Here is a 15,713-nt window from a genome sequence, read left to right on the forward strand (position 1 = left end):
AGCATGCCCCGAGACTGGAGCGGCACGATGTCGAACCTTCAGGAGCAGATATGTCGCACGGCGAAGCCCCCATCCGCATCGACGGTCGCACGCTGACCTGTGAGGACATCGTCCTGGTCGCCCGCGGTGCGTCCGTTCGCCTCGATGCGACAGCCCGCAAGCGCGCGCAGGACGCCTGGGAGCTGGCGGAGGACATCACCGCCACGCGTCAGGTCTACGGCCGCACCACCGGAGTGGGCGCCAACCGGCAGGAGGAGGTCGACGGTGACGCGGTCCTCGGGCACGGCCTGCGCCTGCTGAGGAGCCACGCGGGTGGCGTCGGTCCACTGCTGCCGGACGATCAGGTCCGGGCAGCCCTCCTGGTGCGGCTCAACCAGCTCGCAGCGGGCGGGGCCGGGACGCATCCGCGCGTCCTGGACGCGCTGGAGCAGGCGATCCGCGTGGGTGCCCTGCCGGCGGTGCACCGCTTCGGGGCGATCGGCACCGGCGACCTGACCGCGCTCGCCGAGATCGGCCTCACGCTGGCGGGTGAGCGCCCGTGGAGGTCGGGAGCGGTGCCACCGGTGCCGCTGGGCACCGGGGACGCCTTGTCATTCATGAGCAGCAACGCGGCGACGCTCGGGGAGTCCGCGCTGGCATGCGCTGAACTCCAGGTGCTGCTGCGCGCGAGCCACGCCGTGGCCGCGTTGTCCTTCCTTGCGCTCGGCGGCTCCGCCGAGGCGTACGCGTCGGCCGTGCACGAGGCTCGACCGCATCCGGGCCAGGCGCACTGTGCGGCGCAGATGCGTCGCCTGCTCGGCATCGACGATGCTCCCGCGGCGGGGCGCCGTATCCAGGACCCCTTCGGCCTGCGAGCGTTCCCGCAGGTGCAAGGCCCTGCGCTCGACTCCCTGGCCCAGCTGGACCGCATCCTCGGGGTCGAGGTCAACGCGAGGGCCGAGAACCCGCTGGTCGCCCCGGAGGCCGGCGACGTGTTCCACCACGCCCACTTCCACACGGCCTACGTGTCGGTCGCGCTGGACCAGGCGCGCGCGGCGGTCCACCACGTGGCCGAGCTGTCGACCGCTCGGCTCGGCGACCTGGTCGAGCCGGCGATGACGGACCTCCCGGCGTTCCTCTCCTCGGGGCCGGCAGGCAGCTCGGGGGTGATGATCCTCGAGTACGTCGCCCACGACGCGCTCGCACAGCTGCGCCACGCTGCCCTGCCGGTGACCCTGGGCAACGCCGTCGTGTCCCGCGGTCTCGAGGACCACGCCAGCTTCTCGACGCAGGCTGCTCGGCAGGCGACCGTTGCCGCCGACGCCTTCCGGTACGTGCTCGCGTGCGAGCTGGTGGCCGCGGCTCGAGCCCTGCGCATGCAGGACGTGCAGCTCGCGGACGTACCGGCCAGGAACGTGTTCGAGCGAGCCGCCGCGGTGCTGGACCCGTCCCTCGAGGATCGCTCGCTGACGCACGACGTCGCGCTCGCGGTCGACCTGCTCACCGAGCTCGCCGAGCTCTGAGGGCGGTCGTCCGTCTCGCGGGGACCCGGCGAATGTCTGGGATCGCAGACGGCATGCGGTCTCCCGGCATGTACACACCTCGCCGTGCCAAGTGCAATTGCGACATGGATCAGGTGTCTGCGCCAGGTCCTCCATCCACCAGCCAGCAATCGAGGTGAGCTCCGGATGATCCGGTTCGACTCAGTGACCAAGGCATACCCTGACGGCACCGTCGCGGTCGGAGGGCTGGACATCACGGCCCCCACGGGCAAGATCACCGTCCTGGTGGGACCGTCCGGCTGCGGCAAGACGACCTCGCTGCGGATGATCAACCGGATGATCGAGCCGACCGGCGGCCAGATCTCGATCGACGGGCGCGACACCGCGACGATGAACGCCTCGGAGCTGCGGCGTGGGATCGGGTACGTGATCCAGCAGGCAGGTCTGTTCCCGCACCGCACGATCGCCGCGAACATCGCCACCGTGCCGCTGCTGCTCGGCTGGGAGAAGAAGAAGGCACGGGCTCGCGCCACGGAGCTGCTGGAACGCGTCGGGCTGCCGGCCTCGTTCGCCGGTCGCTACCCGAGCCAGCTCTCCGGCGGCCAGCAGCAGCGCGTCGGGGTCGCCCGCGCGCTGGCCGCAGACCCACCGGTGATGCTGATGGACGAGCCGTTCAGCGCGGTCGACCCCGTCGTACGCGAGCAGCTGCAGGACGAGTTCCTCCGGTTGCAGGGTGAGCTGGGGAAGACGATCGTGTTCGTCACCCACGACATCGACGAGGCCGTCAAGCTGGGTGACCAGGTCGCGGTGCTCCGAGTGGGTGGCGTGCTGGCCCAGCTGGCCGACCCGGCACACCTGCTGGCGCAGCCGGTCGACGACTTCGTGGCCGACTTCGTGGGCCGCGACAGGGGCTATCGCGGCCTCGGCTTCCGCTCGGTTCCCGAGCTTCCGCTCCGTCCGGAGCCGACGGTGCGTCTCGGTGCCACCAGGGACGAGGCGAGTGCGGCAGGTGCCCTGGACGACTGGTTGCTGGTGACCGACGAGAACCGCAGACCCCTCGGGTGGGTCGAGCCGTCCAGGCTCGACGGGACTGTCGAGTCCGAGAGGCTGCATCGCGGCGGCACGGTCGCGCCGGTCAACGGAACGCTGCGCAGCGCGCTCGATGCCGCCCTGTCCTCCCCGAGCCGGCGCGGCGTGATCGTCGACGAGACGGGAGCGCTGGTGGGCACGGTGCTCGGCCACCAGGTGCTGTCCGCGATCGAGACCTCCACGCGTCCACCCGCCCCGGGCGTGGACCCGAGGAGAGGAGCGTGACATGACCTGGTTCACCGAGCACTTCTCCGAGGTGCTCACCCTCACGGGCAAGCACCTCTACCTGGCCGGGGTCCCGCTCGTCCTCGGGCTCATCATCGCGATCCCCCTGGGCTGGCTGGCCAGGCGCCACAAGGCGCTGTACCCACCGCTCATCATCGGGACCGGCCTCCTTTACACGATCCCGTCGCTGGCCCTCTTCATCCTGATGCCGGTCCTGATCGGCACCCGGATCCTGGACCCCGTCAACGTGGTGGTGGCGATGACGATCTACACGGTGGCGCTCCTCGTCCGCACGGTGGCGGACGGCCTGGGTGCCGTACCCGAGTCCGTGAACCAGTCGGCCACCGCGATGGGCTTCAACCGCCTCCGGCGACTGTTCACGGTCGAGCTCCCGCTGGCGGTCCCGGTCATCGCGGCCGGACTGCGGGTGGCGGCGGTGAGCAACGTCAGCATCGTCAGCGTCGCCGCCATCATCGGCGTGCCGCAGCTCGGGTCACTCTTCACCGACGGCTTCCGCCGCAACTTCGCCGACCCGATCGTGGTCGGCATCGTCGCCTGCGTCCTGCTGGCCCTCCTGTTCGACCTGGTGATCATCGGGATCACTCGCCTGATCACTCCGTGGCAGCGGATCGGGAAGGTCGCCTGATGAACGACATCGTCACCTGGCTGACCGACCCCGCCCACTGGTCGGGGGAGGACGGGATCCCCGCGCGCCTCCTCGAGCACCTCGTCTACTCGTCGGTGGCGGTGCTCATCGCGGCAGTCGTCGCGATCCCGCTCGGACTGTTCATCGGTCACACGGGCCGTGGCCGGTTCGTCGTCGTGAACCTGGCCGGAGCGGCGCGCGCGATCCCCAGTCTCGGGTTGCTGTTCATCGCCGTCCTGCTCCTCGGTCCCCGGCTCTCCGGCGACGCCGCGTTCCTCGTCCCCTGCCTGATCGTGCTGGTCGTGCTCGCCGTCCCCCCGATCCTCGCCGGCGCGTACGCAGGCGTCGAGGAGGTCGACCCGTCGGCCCGCGACGCGGCCAAGGGGATGGGCATGCGACCTCTCGAGGTGCTGACGGAGGTCGAGCTGCCGTGCGCGCTGCCGCTGATCTTCTCCGGCCTTCGCTCCGGGACCCTGCAGGTCGTGGCGACGGCGACGATCGCCGCCACCGCCGGCCTCGGCGGTCTCGGCCGCTTCCTGATCGACGGACTGTCCGTCCGGGACTTCCCGCAGATGGCGGGCGGTGCCGCGCTCGTCGCCCTGCTCGCACTCGCGGTCGACCTCGTGTTCGCCATCGTCCAGCGGTACGCCGTGTCGCCGGGCCTGACCGGCCGGACCCGGGTGCGCCGTGCGTCAGAGCCTGGACCACCTCCGGACCCCGCCCTCCAGACCCCCGCCTGACCCGAGAGAGAAGTGAGAAGGATGACGATTCGAACGAAGGCCCCACTGGCCCTTGCCATCGGTGCGGCCCTGCTGTCCGTGGCGGCTTGCGGAGGCGGTGGCGACCCCCTCGCCACCGGGAGCGACGAGGGAGGCGGCAGCGACACGATCGTCGTGGGTTCTGCGGACTTCACCGAGAGCGCCCTGCTGGCCGAGATATACGCCGGCGCCCTCGAGGCGCAGGGTGTCCAGGTCGAGAAGACGCTCAACATCGGAAGCCGCGAGGCCTACATCCCCGCGCTCCAGGACGGGTCGATCGACCTGATCCCGGAGTACACCGGCGTGCTGGCCCACTACTTCGACGAGGATGCGACCGCCACGGAGTCCGAGGCGGTGTACGAGGAGCTCCAGGCCGCCCTGCCGGAGTCGCTCGCGGTCCTGGACAAGGCCGAGGCAGAGGACAAGGACGCCATCGCAGTGACCAGGGAGACCGCGGAGGAGCACTCCTTGGTGTCCATCGCCGATCTCGCGGCCGTCGCCGGCGACCTCACCCTCGGCGCCGGTCCGGAGTGGAAGACGCGCGCGTCCGGGGTTCCTGGCCTCGCAGAGGTGTACGGCGCGGAGTTCGAGAGCTTCCGCGCACTCGACGCGGGCGGTCCCCTCACCGTGCAGGCGCTCAAGAACGGTCAGGTCGACGCGGCCAACCTGTTCACCACCGATCCCAACATCGCCGCCAACGACTTCGTCGTGCTCGAGGACCCGGAGAACCTCTTCGCCGCGGAGAACGTCGTCCCCCTGATCACGAGGTCGAAGCTCGACGACACGATCTCCGAGACGCTCAACGAGGTCTCGGCCAACCTGGACACGGCGACGCTCGCCGCCCTGCTCGAGCGGGTGGTCATGGACAAGGAGGATGCGGGCGACGTCGCTGCAGACTTCCTGTCGGAGCACGGCCTGGCCTGACCTGCCCAGGAGCCTGCCCCGCGGCCACCAGGTCGCGGGGCGGGTGAAGGGCCGGCGCCGCCGTCACCCACCGGTTGTCCACAACCTTGACCAGAGGCCTGTTTCCGCGTGCTTCGCGCTGGGTAGCGTGACGGTGCACGTTCTCGGGGAAGCAGGTGCACCACCATGGCCGTTGATCGCGTCGAGCGACCGTCCGTCCCTGACGCTGCCCACGGCGACCTGGTCGAGCGGCTCGACGCGCAGCTGCGCGAGCGGGTCCGCCGCGAGGGCGTCGACCCGCAGCGCGAGGCGCTCGTGGTGCGCCGGATCGCCGAGGACGTCGTACGCGACCACGACGACCTCAGCCTCACCGGGGCCGTCGCACCGATCGCCGACGACGGCGCGATGGTCGGTGAGCTGGTGGCCCGCGTCTCCGGCTTCGGCCCGCTCCAGCCCTTCCTCGACGACCCGGAGGTCGAGGAGATCTGGATCAACGACCCCAGTCGGGTCTTCATCGCCCGCCGCGGGCGCCACGAGCTGACCAACCTCCGCCTCGACGCCGCCCAGGTCAACGAGCTCGTCGAGCGGATGCTCAAGTCCAGCGGACGTCGTCTCGACATCTCCACGCCGTTCGTCGACGCGATGCTGCCCGAGGGCCACCGCCTCCATGTGGTGCTCGAGGGCATCACCCGCGGCTTCACGGCCGTCAACATCCGCAAGTTCCTGCTCCGCGCCCACCGGCTCTCCGACCTCGTCGCGCTCGGCAGCCTGACGCCGCAGGCGGCCCGGTTCCTCGAGGCCTCGGTGCGCGCGGGCCTCAACGTCCTCGTCGCCGGCGGCACGCAGGCCGGCAAGACGACGATGCTCAACTGCCTGGCGGCCGCCGTCCCGGGAGGCGAGCGGGTGGTCAGCGCCGAGGAGGTCTTCGAGCTCCGTTTCAGCCATCCCGACTGGGTGGCCATGCAGACGCGGCAGGCCGGCCTCGAGCAGACCGGGGCGATCGTGCTGCGCGACCTCGTCAAGGAGGCGCTGCGGATGCGACCGAGCCGCATCCTCGTCGGCGAGGTCCGCGCCGCCGAGTGCCTCGACCTCCTCCTCGCCCTCAACTCCGGCCTGCCGGGCATGTGCACCCTCCACGCCAACAGTGCGCGCGAGGCGCTCGTCAAGATGTGCACCCTGCCGCTGCTCGCAGGTGACAACATCTCCGCCAGGTTCGTGGTGCCCACCGTCGCGACGAGCGTCGACCTCGTGGTGCACCTCGGCCTCGGCGCCGACGGGGTGCGCCGGGTCAACGAGATCGTGTCGGTGCCGGGGCGCGTCGAGGCCGACGTGATCGAGGTCGAGCCGATCTTCGTCCGCCACGGCTCCGAGCTGCGCCGCACTGGGGGAGTGCCGGCGCGCACCGAGCGCTTCGAGCGGGTCGGGATCGACATCCACCAGGTCCTGGCCACCGATGCCCTGACCGGTGACGGGTCGGGCCGCTGATGGGGGCGCTCGTCGGGCTCGGCGTGGGCGTCGGCCTGCTGCTGATCTGGTCCGCCTTCGCCCTGCCCCGCCGGCACAGGCCCGTGGCACCGACCCCCACCGCGCTGGGTCGCCTGCTCGGACGAGCTGGGTTGTCCGACGTCACCCCCGCGAGCGTGCTGTCGCTGTGCGCGGTCCTGTTCGCGGTGGCCTTCGCGGTCGTGCAGGCCGTGTCACGCACGGTCCCCGTCGCGTTCGTGTTCGCCGCGATGGCGGCGTACCTCCCGGTCGCGGTGCTGCGGCAGCGGGCCGCTCGGCGGCTGCTCGACTTCGCAGAGGTCTGGCCCGAGGCGGTCGACAACCTCGCCAGCGCCGTACGCGCCGGGTTGTCCCTGCCCGACGCGGTCGCGGCGCTCGGCACCACCGGGCCCGAGGCACTGCGGGCCGACTTCGCCCAGTTCGCCCTCGACTATCAGGTCACCGGACGGTTCGGCGAGTGCCTCGACCGGCTCAAGGACCGGCTGGCCGACCCGGTCGGCGACCGCGTCATCGAGGGCCTCCGCCTGGCCCGCGAGGTCGGCGGCGGCGACCTCGGCCGGCTGCTCCGCAACCTGTCCGGCTTCCTGCGCGACGACGCCCGCACCCGGTCCGAGCTCGAGTCGCGCCAGGCCTGGACGGTCAACGGTGCGCAGTCACAAGTACGGTGGCCGAATGGGCAACTGACAATGCCTCGCCAGACAGTGATCTGCTGGCCGCGACGCCCGAAGATGTCGAGGGCCTGGAGCGCGGCTGGAGTCGAGGGTGGGCGCCCGTTCCGGGAGCCTCGCGAAGGCAAAGTCCCGGACATGATTCGCTGCCAAGATGAGGCATGACTACACACGCAGAGATGCTCGCTCAGGCTGAGGACGATATTCAGCGAGCGACAGAGGTCCTTGCGGACAGGGAAGCGAAACTTGACCGCGCAAAGGAACGCCTCGACGCGATAGAGGCTGCCGAAGACTTCGACGCCGACAAGGCCGATGCCGCCGAGCGAAAGATCGAGCGTCTGGAGGAGGAGGTGTCTGACGCGTCAGATGAGGTGGCCAGTGCGATCAGCGCGTACGAGCAGTACGAGCGTGACGGCCAAGACGAGGACGATGACGACGAGGACGATTGAGCGCGAAGTGGCGCCAGCGCGCCGTGGAAGGGAGTACTGCGCAGCGCTGAGACGTCCTCGGCCGGGTAGCGGCGAACCGTCTGGGCGACCACACCCACGTGTGCGGCTTGAGTGTCTTGTTTGTGCGGCAGAGAGATCGCGCGCGCATCGGCGAATCGGTTTGAGCCCGGGACGGATTGCTGTCATGACTGACAGGATGCGCTGATGCAGGCAGGCGACGTGACGCTCAAGAGCGTCTTCTCGGACAACCACCGCTATGAGATTCCGATGTTCCAGCGGCCGTATGTCTGGGCCGCAGAACGCGAGTGGGCGCCGATGTGGGACGACATCCGAGCGGCAGCGGACGGTGTCGTGCACGACATGACCCAGGACGAGTGGCCGGATGAACCCCCGCGATATTTCCTCGGCTCAATCGTCGTCAAGGCGGTGCAGCGCAACCCACAGCGGATGGACGGGTCGCTCCTGATCGACGGTCAACAGCGACTGACGACGTTGCAGATCCTGCTGGCCGCGGGGCGGCAGGTAGCCGCCGCACTGGACGCCGAGACAGCCGCGGGACGGTTCGCGGCCTGGCTGGAGAACGATCCCGCCACAGTGCATGAGAACTTCCCCGATGACCGACACAAACTTTGGCCGTTGCCGCAAGATCGGGACGAGTTTCTGTGGGCTGTCCGCGCCCCAGGGGACACCTCGCCGTGTCCGGACCCTGCTCACCAGGTGTGCAGGGCTCGGATGTGGTTCGAGGAAGCCATTGCCAAGTGGGCTGGTGTCGGCTCTGGCGCGGCGGATCGTCTCACTGCGCTACACAGTGCGCTGAACGACCGCATGCAGGTCGCCATGATCACCCTGGAGAAGACGGACAATGCGCAGGTCATCTTCGAGGCGCTGAATCACCGTGGGGTTGAACTGTCCCAGTCTGACCTCATCAAGAATCTGCTGTTCCGACTAGTTGAGGACCAAGGGCACCGCAAGGATGCCGAGAGCCTCCTGGTGGATCACTGGCTCCCGTTGGACTCGCGCCGATGGCGTGCCGACGTCACCAGTGGTCGCATCACCCGCAACCGCCTTGACGTCGTGCTTGCCTACTGGCTCACGATCCAGAAGCAGAGTGCCGTGTCCGTTGAGCATCTCTTTGAGGAGTTCAAGACTTGGATGCTGGATGGCGACTACAACGCAGCGGCGGTCATCAAGGCTGTGCGTGTGCACGCGGATCTGTATGACCGTCTGATGGAGAACCCGCCCGATCGAGGCACAGCAGAACTCGTCGACCACGTGGTGGCCACCAAGACCAACACGGCTTGGCCGCTTCTCATGAGCGTCTTCGACGACGCACGCGCAGTGCCCGTGCACGAACGAGCCATCGCGGTCGGAGCGGTCGGCTCATACCTGATGAGGCGCGGAGTGTGTGGCCTCACAACCAAGGACTACAACAACATCTTCGTGTCCGCGATGAAGGCAAGTCTTGCCTCCGAAGCGAGTCATGCCGGGACAGCCGTGCTCGAAACCTTGAGTGGACTACGGGCGGAATCCAGGTGGTGGCCCAGCGATGGGGAGTTCGTCGGAGCGCTTCTCGGCTCGAATTTCTACGGGTTGTCGAAACCACGCATTCGCGCATTCTTCGCCGGACTTGAGAACAGGCTGCGCGACAAGCAGGCGGAGGACGCGACCAGGGTCGAGGCAGACAACTCAGCCCTGAACATCGAGCATGTCCTGCCTCAGGCATGGAAGGCGCACTGGCCGCTGCCAGATTCGCCCGACCCGCAGAAGGCGCTCGAAGCACGCGAGCGAGCAATCAACGCTCTCGGGAACCTGACTCTGACGAACGGTCGGCTCAACTCGGCGATGCGCAACGCTGACTGGCCCACAAAGCGTGGCGCCCTTGCGGCAAAAAGCACGCTACTCATTACGACCTCCTCCATCCTCGCGGCCCCTGGTGCGACAGTGCTGACAGGTTGGGACGGAGAATGGGACGAGTCGGCGATCGGCCTGCGCACTATGTGGCTGTCCAGCCTTGCTCTTGCCACGTGGCCGCGCCCTGAGATCGAGGAAGGGGACGACTCACTCGAACCGTCGGACGACGACAACGACGACGAGGAGAGCGAAGACGCGGAAGAAGACCAGGCGGCGGAGTGAGTTGCGGGCCGTGACCCACGATCCTCGACGTCCTGTCGGTCGGCCGGGTCCTCAGGTCCACCACAAGACCTCTATGCGTGTCGGGTCAAACCCCGCAGCGCCACGCGGCCTTGGTGCACGGTGGATGGTGACGCGTGCTGCGACGGCCTTCACGATGGCGCTGACGAGCGAGCGGCATAGATGGCTAGGTCGATCGAAGTTCAACGGCGCCCGGCGACAAGTACAGTGGCCGAAGTCGAACGCCCGTTGGACACGAGAGAGCCCCCAACCCCTACGGGTTAAGGGCTCTCCGATGTCACGCTCGCCAGACGGCCTCTACGCGGTCAGGGTCGAACCTGGCGCTGCCCTTCGGGCCGCGTGACGGATGCACGATGACCCGCTCGATGACCGCCTGCACGACCGCACGGCGCAGGTCCAAGTCCATCTCGCTCCACGCCCTACGCAAACCGGCGGAGCCAGTCGGCAGAGCCGCGAGGACGTTCGCGCCTTCGGCGTCCGGCAGGCGCGCCCGCAGCCCTTCGAGGTTCGACTCGATGCGCTTCTTCATCGCGAGCCACTCAGCCCTGCCGATGACGCCGTCTGCATGGTCCAGTCCAACCTGCACGAGCCGAGCCTCGGCGTCAGCCATCTGGTCGCGTATCGCCGCCACCTCCGAATCGGACGGAGTGGATGCGCGAGGCGACAGGTCGGCGCCGGAGAGCGCCTCGAAGACCGCCTCGGTCACGAGCGCGTCAACCTCGGGGCACGAGATGGAGACACGTCCGCACCCTCGCCCGGGCTGGGCGATGCAGGCGTATCGGCTGGCTGTCGTTGCGGTTGCCCCCGGCTTCCGGACCCGAACCACCCGCCCCTGGGCGTCCTTGACGGTGCGGCCCTGTTCGTCCCGCATCGCGATGCGAGTCACGCGAGACTCCACCTTGTGGTTCATCGAACGGCCACACACTCCGCACTTCAGGATGCCCGCACTAAGTAGGTAGTGCCGACGCTTGGTCGTACGGCGTTCCGGGTCGTCAAGAAGGGCTCGTATGCGGTCCGTCTGGCTCCGGCTGATGATGCCCTCCCACTCACCCTCGGCGACCAATTCGCCCATTCCCCAGCCACGGCGCGGCTTGCCGTTCCAGTTCGCCCTCTCTTCGCGAGTGCGCGGAGTTCGCGGTGTCCATTCGCGCCAGCCGCAGATGCGCCCCGAGGTCAGGACCTGTCGGACCGTGGACGTACTCCACTCGCCGCCCTTCTTCGAGCGGATGCCCTCTGCGTTGAGCCAGCGAGTGAGGGAGCGGATGGACTCGCCAGCGAGCAGGCGCGCGACGAGGTCGCGGATGACGGCGGCCTCGACGGCGTTGACGGTTCCGTCGGCGTTGTAGCCGTATGCCTGCCCGAGGGAGGCGGGCTTACCTGCCTCGGCTAGTTCCTGGTGCTTGCGTCGAATGCGCTCGGCCTTCTGGTCTGACTCGTGCTCGGCGACCGCGCCAACGATGCGCGCCTGCATCTTTCCGCTGGCCGTGGAGAGGTCCAGAAGCCCCGCCATGACGCTGTGAACGACAACATTGTGACGCTCGGCTGCGGTGATGATGGTGTTGAGGTCGACGGATGAGCGGGTGAGTCGGTCGGTGTGCCACACGACGACGGCGTCGATGTGTCCCTCGCGCATCAGGTCGAGGAGGGTCTCGTAACCGGGCCGCGGCTTGCCGGTCCAGGCGCTGAGGTCGTTGTCCTCCAGGACCGTAGTAACAGTCCAGCCCTTCTTCGCAGCCAGGGCCTTGCAGTCCTCCACCTGGCGAGCGACCCCAAGACGTGCGCCGTCTCGGTCACTGGAGATGCGGGCATATATGGCGACGCGCATCACGCAGCCGCCTTGCTAGCGGTAGTCAGTGCGGCGACGAGGGTGCGGACGTCGTCAAGGACGTTCTCGTCGGTCACGTGCTCCGGAAGGCCCTGAGCGTGCCTGCTTGTGCTGGTCCATGTAGTCGTCTTCACGGCGTACAGGTGTGCGGATCGCGTCCGATGTCTCCCCACTTGGAGCGGTACCGCCGAGCCTCCATCGGTCCGTAGCGAAGTGGACACCGCTCGTCGAGGTCGGCTGGTCTTCATGCGGTACGCCAAGAGGCTGCTCCGCACACCCGGAAGGCGTCCTACCAAGCGGATCGGAAGCGGTCATGGATGCAATCGGGCAGGTCCGGCGGGCCGAGCAGGTCGCAGCGGCGATTCACTCAGCGCGCCTTGCAGGCACCGAGCCGTCGGCGGAGTGGCAGGTCGACGCCCAGGCTTACGTCGAGGGGCTGATCGACACGGCGAAGGTCGTTCGGCGCACACGTGAGCGCTACGGGCTGGATTGAGCGCGCATGAGCGTGCCCTGCTGAAGAGCCAGCCAGCGAAACAGGGAGCCCCGGACCCGGGACTCCCTGTTTCGCTGACCGACTCCCAAGTCGTCGGACTCAGTGGCCGTAACCTCGGCCGGTGCGGCGCTTCGGAGCGCCATCCCACAGGCCTGCACTCGCGTAGTCCGTCACCCTGAAGTAGGGACGGTTCGAGCACCGGATTCGCTTGGTCATCACATGGGTGCTGCGGCGCGTCTGGTCGGGCACAACCTGCTCGTACATGCCGTCAAACTCGTCACCGACCTTCGTGAAACCGACCTCGACCACCTTTACGCTGGCGGCGGTCAGCGCGACCACCTCGTAGTAGTCGATGTTGGTCTGGTCCCAGCCCCATGACGAGACGAAGATGTCGCCTACCTTGATGCCCAGCGAGGTCGGGTTGAGTGAGGTCTTCGCGCTCTTCGAAGCGACGTTCGTGCTGGTGCTCATTGTGTCTCCAGGGTTAGCGTGACTTTCGGACTACGGGTGGTCCTATGCCGTGGCGTTCGGAGCGGCGGCACACAAGAGCGGCGGTGCGATTCGTCCGTGACACGCCTCAGACCTTCTCGGCCCAGATGACCGCGTTCCTGCTGAGCCACCACTGCCCGTCCCGGCCCTTCACATATGGCCCCGTGCATGTGATCAGAGCGAGGCGCCCGCGCCCGTTCGGATCGAAGAGACGTGGTGGTAGGGCGTTCCGCGCATGCTTCGAGACACCACTGACGCGGTACGTCGTCGTTCGGCTCTTCCAGACGACCTTGACCTCCGCACCCTTGGCGAGATTCTCGGCGCCGTAGAGCGGTCCGGCATCGGCACCCTTCGGGCCGGTCGTGAGATGGCCCGCGAGGACCGTCACGCCATGCCTCGCGCCTGGCCTCGCGGAGGTGTTGAGCCACCCCACTTGGTCCGCTGCGGGTACGACGGCCCGCCCGCCGACGACCCGGGAGACCACGATGGGGATGACCGTGCGCATCGAGGGGATCGAGATGTAGTCGACGCGCGCCTTCTCGGCGGCGGCCTCCTGGACCGCGTGGGTGGGCTTCGCCCTGACGACGGGATCGGGGAAGGCGTTCAGCGGGAGTGTGTCCCCTTCCAGAAGCGACGCTCGGCTCTGGCCGTCTGTCGTCGGCATCCAGCCGCAGGCCGCCATGACCAGGAGGGTGAGAGCAACACCGAGCACCTGAACGAGTCGGAGTCGCATCACCGCGGTCTCCGGAGCCGGACGACGACACGCGCCATGTCGGCCTGGTCGCCACGCGTCGCTCGATAGATGAACCGGACGCGCTGCATCTTGGACCGCTTCGGGACGGTGAGGATGACCCGGTTGCCACGCGTAGCGCGGACCTCGACGCCACGAGGCTTCCCGAGCACCTCGATGCGGGTCTTCCCGGCGCCCTTCACGACGTCGTTGCCCAGCACGTGAAGCGTGTAGACGAGCGGACGCCGGGTGCTCTTGGGCGCGTCGAGCACGAAGCGGTCGGGGCGGGCCGCGACGGTCGTCGGCTTCGCGGGCTTGGTCTTCGAGCCGGAGACCTTGACAAGGATCTCGCCGATCGGCCCCGCGGTGCCGCTGGTGGCCGCGTCGCTCAGCACGTAGGGGACACGTATCGTTGTTCCCGCCGCCGATGCGGGCACCTGGATGGTCACGGACTGGTCGGCGTTGACGACGGCGGAGCCGCCCTTCGGGCCCCAGCCCTCCTGTACGTATACGCTCGGCCGCTCACCGTAGGAGTCGTTGGCGAGGACGTCGACGGTGACGGATTCTCCTGGGGCGACATCGGCGCGGTCCGTGCCCGCGATGGGCTTCGCGGACACATGGATCGTCACGGGCGTCTGGTCGCTGCACGAAGTGGCGGGATGGCCGTGGCACGCGGCGTAGCGGAACGTATCGGTGCCCGGCGTCGGTCCGGCGGTGTAGGTGAGGCGCGCATACCCGGCGACGGTGTCGTAACGACCGTCGCCTGCGGAGAGTGTCCCCGCGGTCGTCGCGGTGTCGCTGAGCACGACTGACGGCTTCTCCCAGCCGGGCCGCGGCTCGCTCACGAACGGCACGGCGGTGTTGACCACGAACCCCCGCGGCTTCGCCTCGTCGTTAGCGAGCACGTCGAACGCGGCCGTCTCGCCGACCGCGATCCACACCTCGTCAGGCGTTGCGACGGGCGGAGCCGGAGACGCCAGCGTGCTGACCTCCAGTCGCAGCGACGCGATTGTGTCCCCCTCGTTCTGCCAGCGGAAGAAGCGCGCCGAGTCGTCGGGGCGCATCGTGACGGCGCCGATGACCCGTACGGCGGGAGCGCCGTCCGTGAAGACCTCGACGAGCGTCGCGGCACGAAGCGTGGTGTCGGACACCTGGTTCGCGGGGGCATCCAGGAGGGCGGCGGTCGGGTCAACAGTCCACTCAGTCGCGCCACCCGCGAAGAAGACCCGGCCCACACTGACCAGCGACTGGGAGACAGCCTGCGCGGGTACGGCGGTGAGGCCGCCCATCAGGACGGCCAGCGCCAGGACGCCTACGACGCGCCGCATCACGGGAAGCCGGGGAAGCAGTGGCCCGTCTTCACGGCCTTGTCGTCGTGGTAGCCGGGGAGCATGACGCACTCCAGGGTCGCGCCCGGGTAGGTCTCGACCATCCATGCCTCGATGGCGTCCGCAACCTCGCGGGGCGACTGACCGTGCCACTGGATGTTCGCGCCGGAGAGAGCACCCGGTTGCTCGGGGGCGTAGACGTCGATCGTGCTGATCGCCCACTGCTGGGCAAACGTCTCGCCTTCGTGGACGTCAAGTTCGTAGCGACCCTCGGTGTCCTCGTCACCGACGAGCCACTTCAGGAAGTCGGCGTGCATCTCGTTGTACTGCGGGCACGCGGGCGAGGGGATCAGGTTGGTGGCAGCCTCAGGCAGCGGCGAGATGCCACCGAAGAACGCCACGTTCATGTGCTGGGTCGCGTCGCGGTCGCCGACCTGGTCGGCCCAGAGACCGTTGGCGGTCACGCTGTAGCCGTAGATGCAGCCCTCACCGGGGCCGGACGCGTCTGCTTCGGCGCTGACTTTCCGCGCGGCAGGCTCGACGACCTTCTTGGAGGCGTTGGCGATCTTCGGCGTCTCGGCGGGCGTCTCGGCGGGCGTCTCGGCGGGCGTCTCGGCGGGCGTCTCGGCGGGCGTCTCGGCCTTCTCGGCCTCGCCTTCGGCCGTGGCGATGGTGTTCTCCATCGCGGCCTTCAGGCGCCCCTTCTCGGCGGCGTCCAGGAGGGCGTCAGTGGACGGGGTGGAGACTGCGCCAGCCGAGGACCAGGCGGGTGCCTGGGCGGCCGGGTACTCCGGCGCGAGGGCCCAGCCGGTCGCGACGGCGGAGCCCACGAGGGCGGTGCTCAGGACGGTGGAGAGGACGGGGTGGAGGCTCATGGGGCTTCTCGATTCGGTCGGGGTGTGCCGTGTAGGTGTGCGGCTGTGAGGCGCAGCGCTCACCCATGTGGACCTGAATGTCGTCCTCGACACGCACATG

Annotated in this window: 15 protein-coding genes; 10 read left to right on the plus strand and 5 right to left on the minus strand. The window is 68.7% G+C overall.

The window, feature by feature from the left end:
• The first annotated feature begins 50 nt into the window (after positions 1 to 50).
• From EXE59_RS09685 to EXE59_RS09725, 9 genes are all read left to right on the plus strand, one after another.
• A complete protein-coding gene (locus EXE59_RS09685; RefSeq protein WP_135838716.1) occupies positions 51 to 1,502 on the plus strand; it encodes an aromatic amino acid ammonia-lyase in 1,452 nt (483 codons plus the stop codon).
• Between the two features lie 165 nt (positions 1,503 to 1,667).
• Positions 1,668 to 2,795: an ABC transporter ATP-binding protein gene (locus tag EXE59_RS09690; RefSeq protein WP_135838717.1), complete on the plus strand. Its 1,128-nt coding sequence runs from the start codon at positions 1,668 to 1,670 to the stop codon at positions 2,793 to 2,795.
• Position 2,796: 1 nt separating this feature from the next.
• Complete coding sequence (locus EXE59_RS09695; protein ID WP_135838718.1) at positions 2,797 to 3,441, plus strand: ABC transporter permease; 645 nt, start codon at positions 2,797 to 2,799, stop codon at positions 3,439 to 3,441.
• Positions 3,441 to 4,181 (plus strand): ABC transporter permease, encoded by a 741-nt coding sequence (locus EXE59_RS09700; protein ID WP_135838719.1) that lies wholly within the window; start codon positions 3,441 to 3,443, stop codon positions 4,179 to 4,181. The genes EXE59_RS09695 and EXE59_RS09700 overlap by 1 nt, the downstream gene beginning before the upstream one ends.
• Positions 4,182 to 4,202: 21 nt before the next feature.
• Positions 4,203 to 5,123 (plus strand): ABC transporter substrate-binding protein, encoded by a 921-nt coding sequence (locus EXE59_RS09705; RefSeq protein ID WP_135838720.1) that lies wholly within the window; start codon positions 4,203 to 4,205, stop codon positions 5,121 to 5,123.
• Positions 5,124 to 5,288: 165 nt separating this feature from the next.
• Positions 5,289 to 6,587 carry a TadA family conjugal transfer-associated ATPase gene (locus tag EXE59_RS09710; protein WP_135838721.1) on the plus strand — a complete coding sequence of 433 codons (1,299 nt, stop codon included), beginning with the start codon at positions 5,289 to 5,291 and terminating at the stop codon, positions 6,585 to 6,587.
• Complete coding sequence (locus EXE59_RS09715; protein ID WP_135838722.1) at positions 6,587 to 7,438, plus strand: type II secretion system F family protein; 852 nt, start codon at positions 6,587 to 6,589, stop codon at positions 7,436 to 7,438. The genes EXE59_RS09710 and EXE59_RS09715 overlap by 1 nt, the downstream gene beginning before the upstream one ends.
• Before the next feature lie 14 nt (positions 7,439 to 7,452).
• Entirely contained in the window at positions 7,453 to 7,722 is a 270-nt protein-coding gene (locus EXE59_RS09720) for a hypothetical protein (protein WP_135838723.1), read from the plus strand.
• 204 nt (positions 7,723 to 7,926) lie between these two features.
• Positions 7,927 to 9,855: a DUF262 domain-containing protein gene (locus EXE59_RS09725; RefSeq protein WP_135838724.1), complete on the plus strand. Its 1,929-nt coding sequence runs from the start codon at positions 7,927 to 7,929 to the stop codon at positions 9,853 to 9,855.
• 295 nt (positions 9,856 to 10,150) lie between these two features.
• On the opposite strand, the gene EXE59_RS09730 is transcribed toward EXE59_RS09725, so the two are convergent.
• A complete protein-coding gene (locus tag EXE59_RS09730; RefSeq protein WP_246057057.1) occupies positions 10,151 to 11,698 on the minus strand; it encodes a recombinase family protein in 1,548 nt (515 codons plus the stop codon).
• 313 nt (positions 11,699 to 12,011) lie between these two features.
• Here EXE59_RS09730 and EXE59_RS09735 point away from each other — a divergent pair, with 313 nt between their 5' ends.
• Positions 12,012 to 12,191, plus strand: a complete 180-nt coding sequence (locus EXE59_RS09735) for an antitoxin VbhA family protein (RefSeq protein WP_135838726.1) — start codon at positions 12,012 to 12,014, stop codon at positions 12,189 to 12,191.
• Between the two features lie 99 nt (positions 12,192 to 12,290).
• Here EXE59_RS09735 and EXE59_RS09740 read toward each other — a convergent pair whose 3' ends face one another.
• From EXE59_RS09740 to EXE59_RS09755, 4 genes are all read right to left on the minus strand, one after another.
• Positions 12,291 to 12,662, minus strand: coding sequence for a hypothetical protein (locus EXE59_RS09740; RefSeq protein ID WP_135838727.1), 372 nt, complete (start codon positions 12,660 to 12,662; stop codon positions 12,291 to 12,293).
• A gap of 106 nt (positions 12,663 to 12,768) precedes the next feature.
• The gene (locus EXE59_RS09745) at positions 12,769 to 13,413 is read right to left on the minus strand and encodes a class F sortase (protein WP_135838728.1); all 645 of its coding nucleotides are present in this window, start codon (positions 13,411 to 13,413) and stop codon (positions 12,769 to 12,771) included.
• Positions 13,413 to 14,738, minus strand: coding sequence for an Ig-like domain-containing protein (locus EXE59_RS09750; RefSeq protein ID WP_135838729.1), 1,326 nt, complete (start codon positions 14,736 to 14,738; stop codon positions 13,413 to 13,415). The genes EXE59_RS09745 and EXE59_RS09750 overlap by 1 nt, the downstream gene beginning before the upstream one ends.
• Positions 14,738 to 15,613 (minus strand): hypothetical protein, encoded by an 876-nt coding sequence (locus EXE59_RS09755; RefSeq protein ID WP_135838730.1) that lies wholly within the window; start codon positions 15,611 to 15,613, stop codon positions 14,738 to 14,740. The genes EXE59_RS09750 and EXE59_RS09755 overlap by 1 nt, the downstream gene beginning before the upstream one ends.
• Between the last annotated feature and the right edge of the window lie 100 nt (positions 15,614 to 15,713).

Origin of the sequence: Nocardioides eburneiflavus (assembly GCF_004785795.1) — a bacterium.
In the GTDB taxonomy this organism is placed as follows: Bacteria; Actinomycetota; Actinomycetes; order Propionibacteriales; family Nocardioidaceae; genus Nocardioides; species Nocardioides eburneiflavus.

Bases quoted from the DNA above. Each gene is read 5' to 3' on its own strand.
- EXE59_RS09730 (WP_246057057.1), bottom strand. From the start codon at position 11,698: ATGCGCGTCGCCATATATGCCCGCATCTCCAGTGACCGAGACGGCGCA.
- EXE59_RS09695 (WP_135838718.1), top strand. From the start codon at position 2,797: ATGACCTGGTTCACCGAGCACTTCTCCGAGGTGCTCACCCTCACGGGC.
- EXE59_RS09705 (WP_135838720.1), top strand. From the start codon at position 4,203: ATGACGATTCGAACGAAGGCCCCACTGGCCCTTGCCATCGGTGCGGCC.
- EXE59_RS09710 (WP_135838721.1), top strand. From the start codon at position 5,289: ATGGCCGTTGATCGCGTCGAGCGACCGTCCGTCCCTGACGCTGCCCAC.
- EXE59_RS09745 (WP_135838728.1), bottom strand. From the start codon at position 13,413: ATGCGACTCCGACTCGTTCAGGTGCTCGGTGTTGCTCTCACCCTCCTG.
- EXE59_RS09685 (WP_135838716.1), top strand. From the start codon at position 51: ATGTCGCACGGCGAAGCCCCCATCCGCATCGACGGTCGCACGCTGACC.
- EXE59_RS09700 (WP_135838719.1), top strand. From the start codon at position 3,441: ATGAACGACATCGTCACCTGGCTGACCGACCCCGCCCACTGGTCGGGG.
- EXE59_RS09740 (WP_135838727.1), bottom strand. From the start codon at position 12,662: ATGAGCACCAGCACGAACGTCGCTTCGAAGAGCGCGAAGACCTCACTC.
- EXE59_RS09750 (WP_135838729.1), bottom strand. From the start codon at position 14,738: ATGCGGCGCGTCGTAGGCGTCCTGGCGCTGGCCGTCCTGATGGGCGGC.
- EXE59_RS09715 (WP_135838722.1), top strand. From the start codon at position 6,587: ATGGGGGCGCTCGTCGGGCTCGGCGTGGGCGTCGGCCTGCTGCTGATC.
- EXE59_RS09690 (WP_135838717.1), top strand. From the start codon at position 1,668: ATGATCCGGTTCGACTCAGTGACCAAGGCATACCCTGACGGCACCGTC.
- EXE59_RS09725 (WP_135838724.1), top strand. From the start codon at position 7,927: ATGCAGGCAGGCGACGTGACGCTCAAGAGCGTCTTCTCGGACAACCAC.
- EXE59_RS09735 (WP_135838726.1), top strand. From the start codon at position 12,012: ATGGATGCAATCGGGCAGGTCCGGCGGGCCGAGCAGGTCGCAGCGGCG.
- EXE59_RS09755 (WP_135838730.1), bottom strand. From the start codon at position 15,613: ATGAGCCTCCACCCCGTCCTCTCCACCGTCCTGAGCACCGCCCTCGTG.
- EXE59_RS09720 (WP_135838723.1), top strand. From the start codon at position 7,453: ATGCTCGCTCAGGCTGAGGACGATATTCAGCGAGCGACAGAGGTCCTT.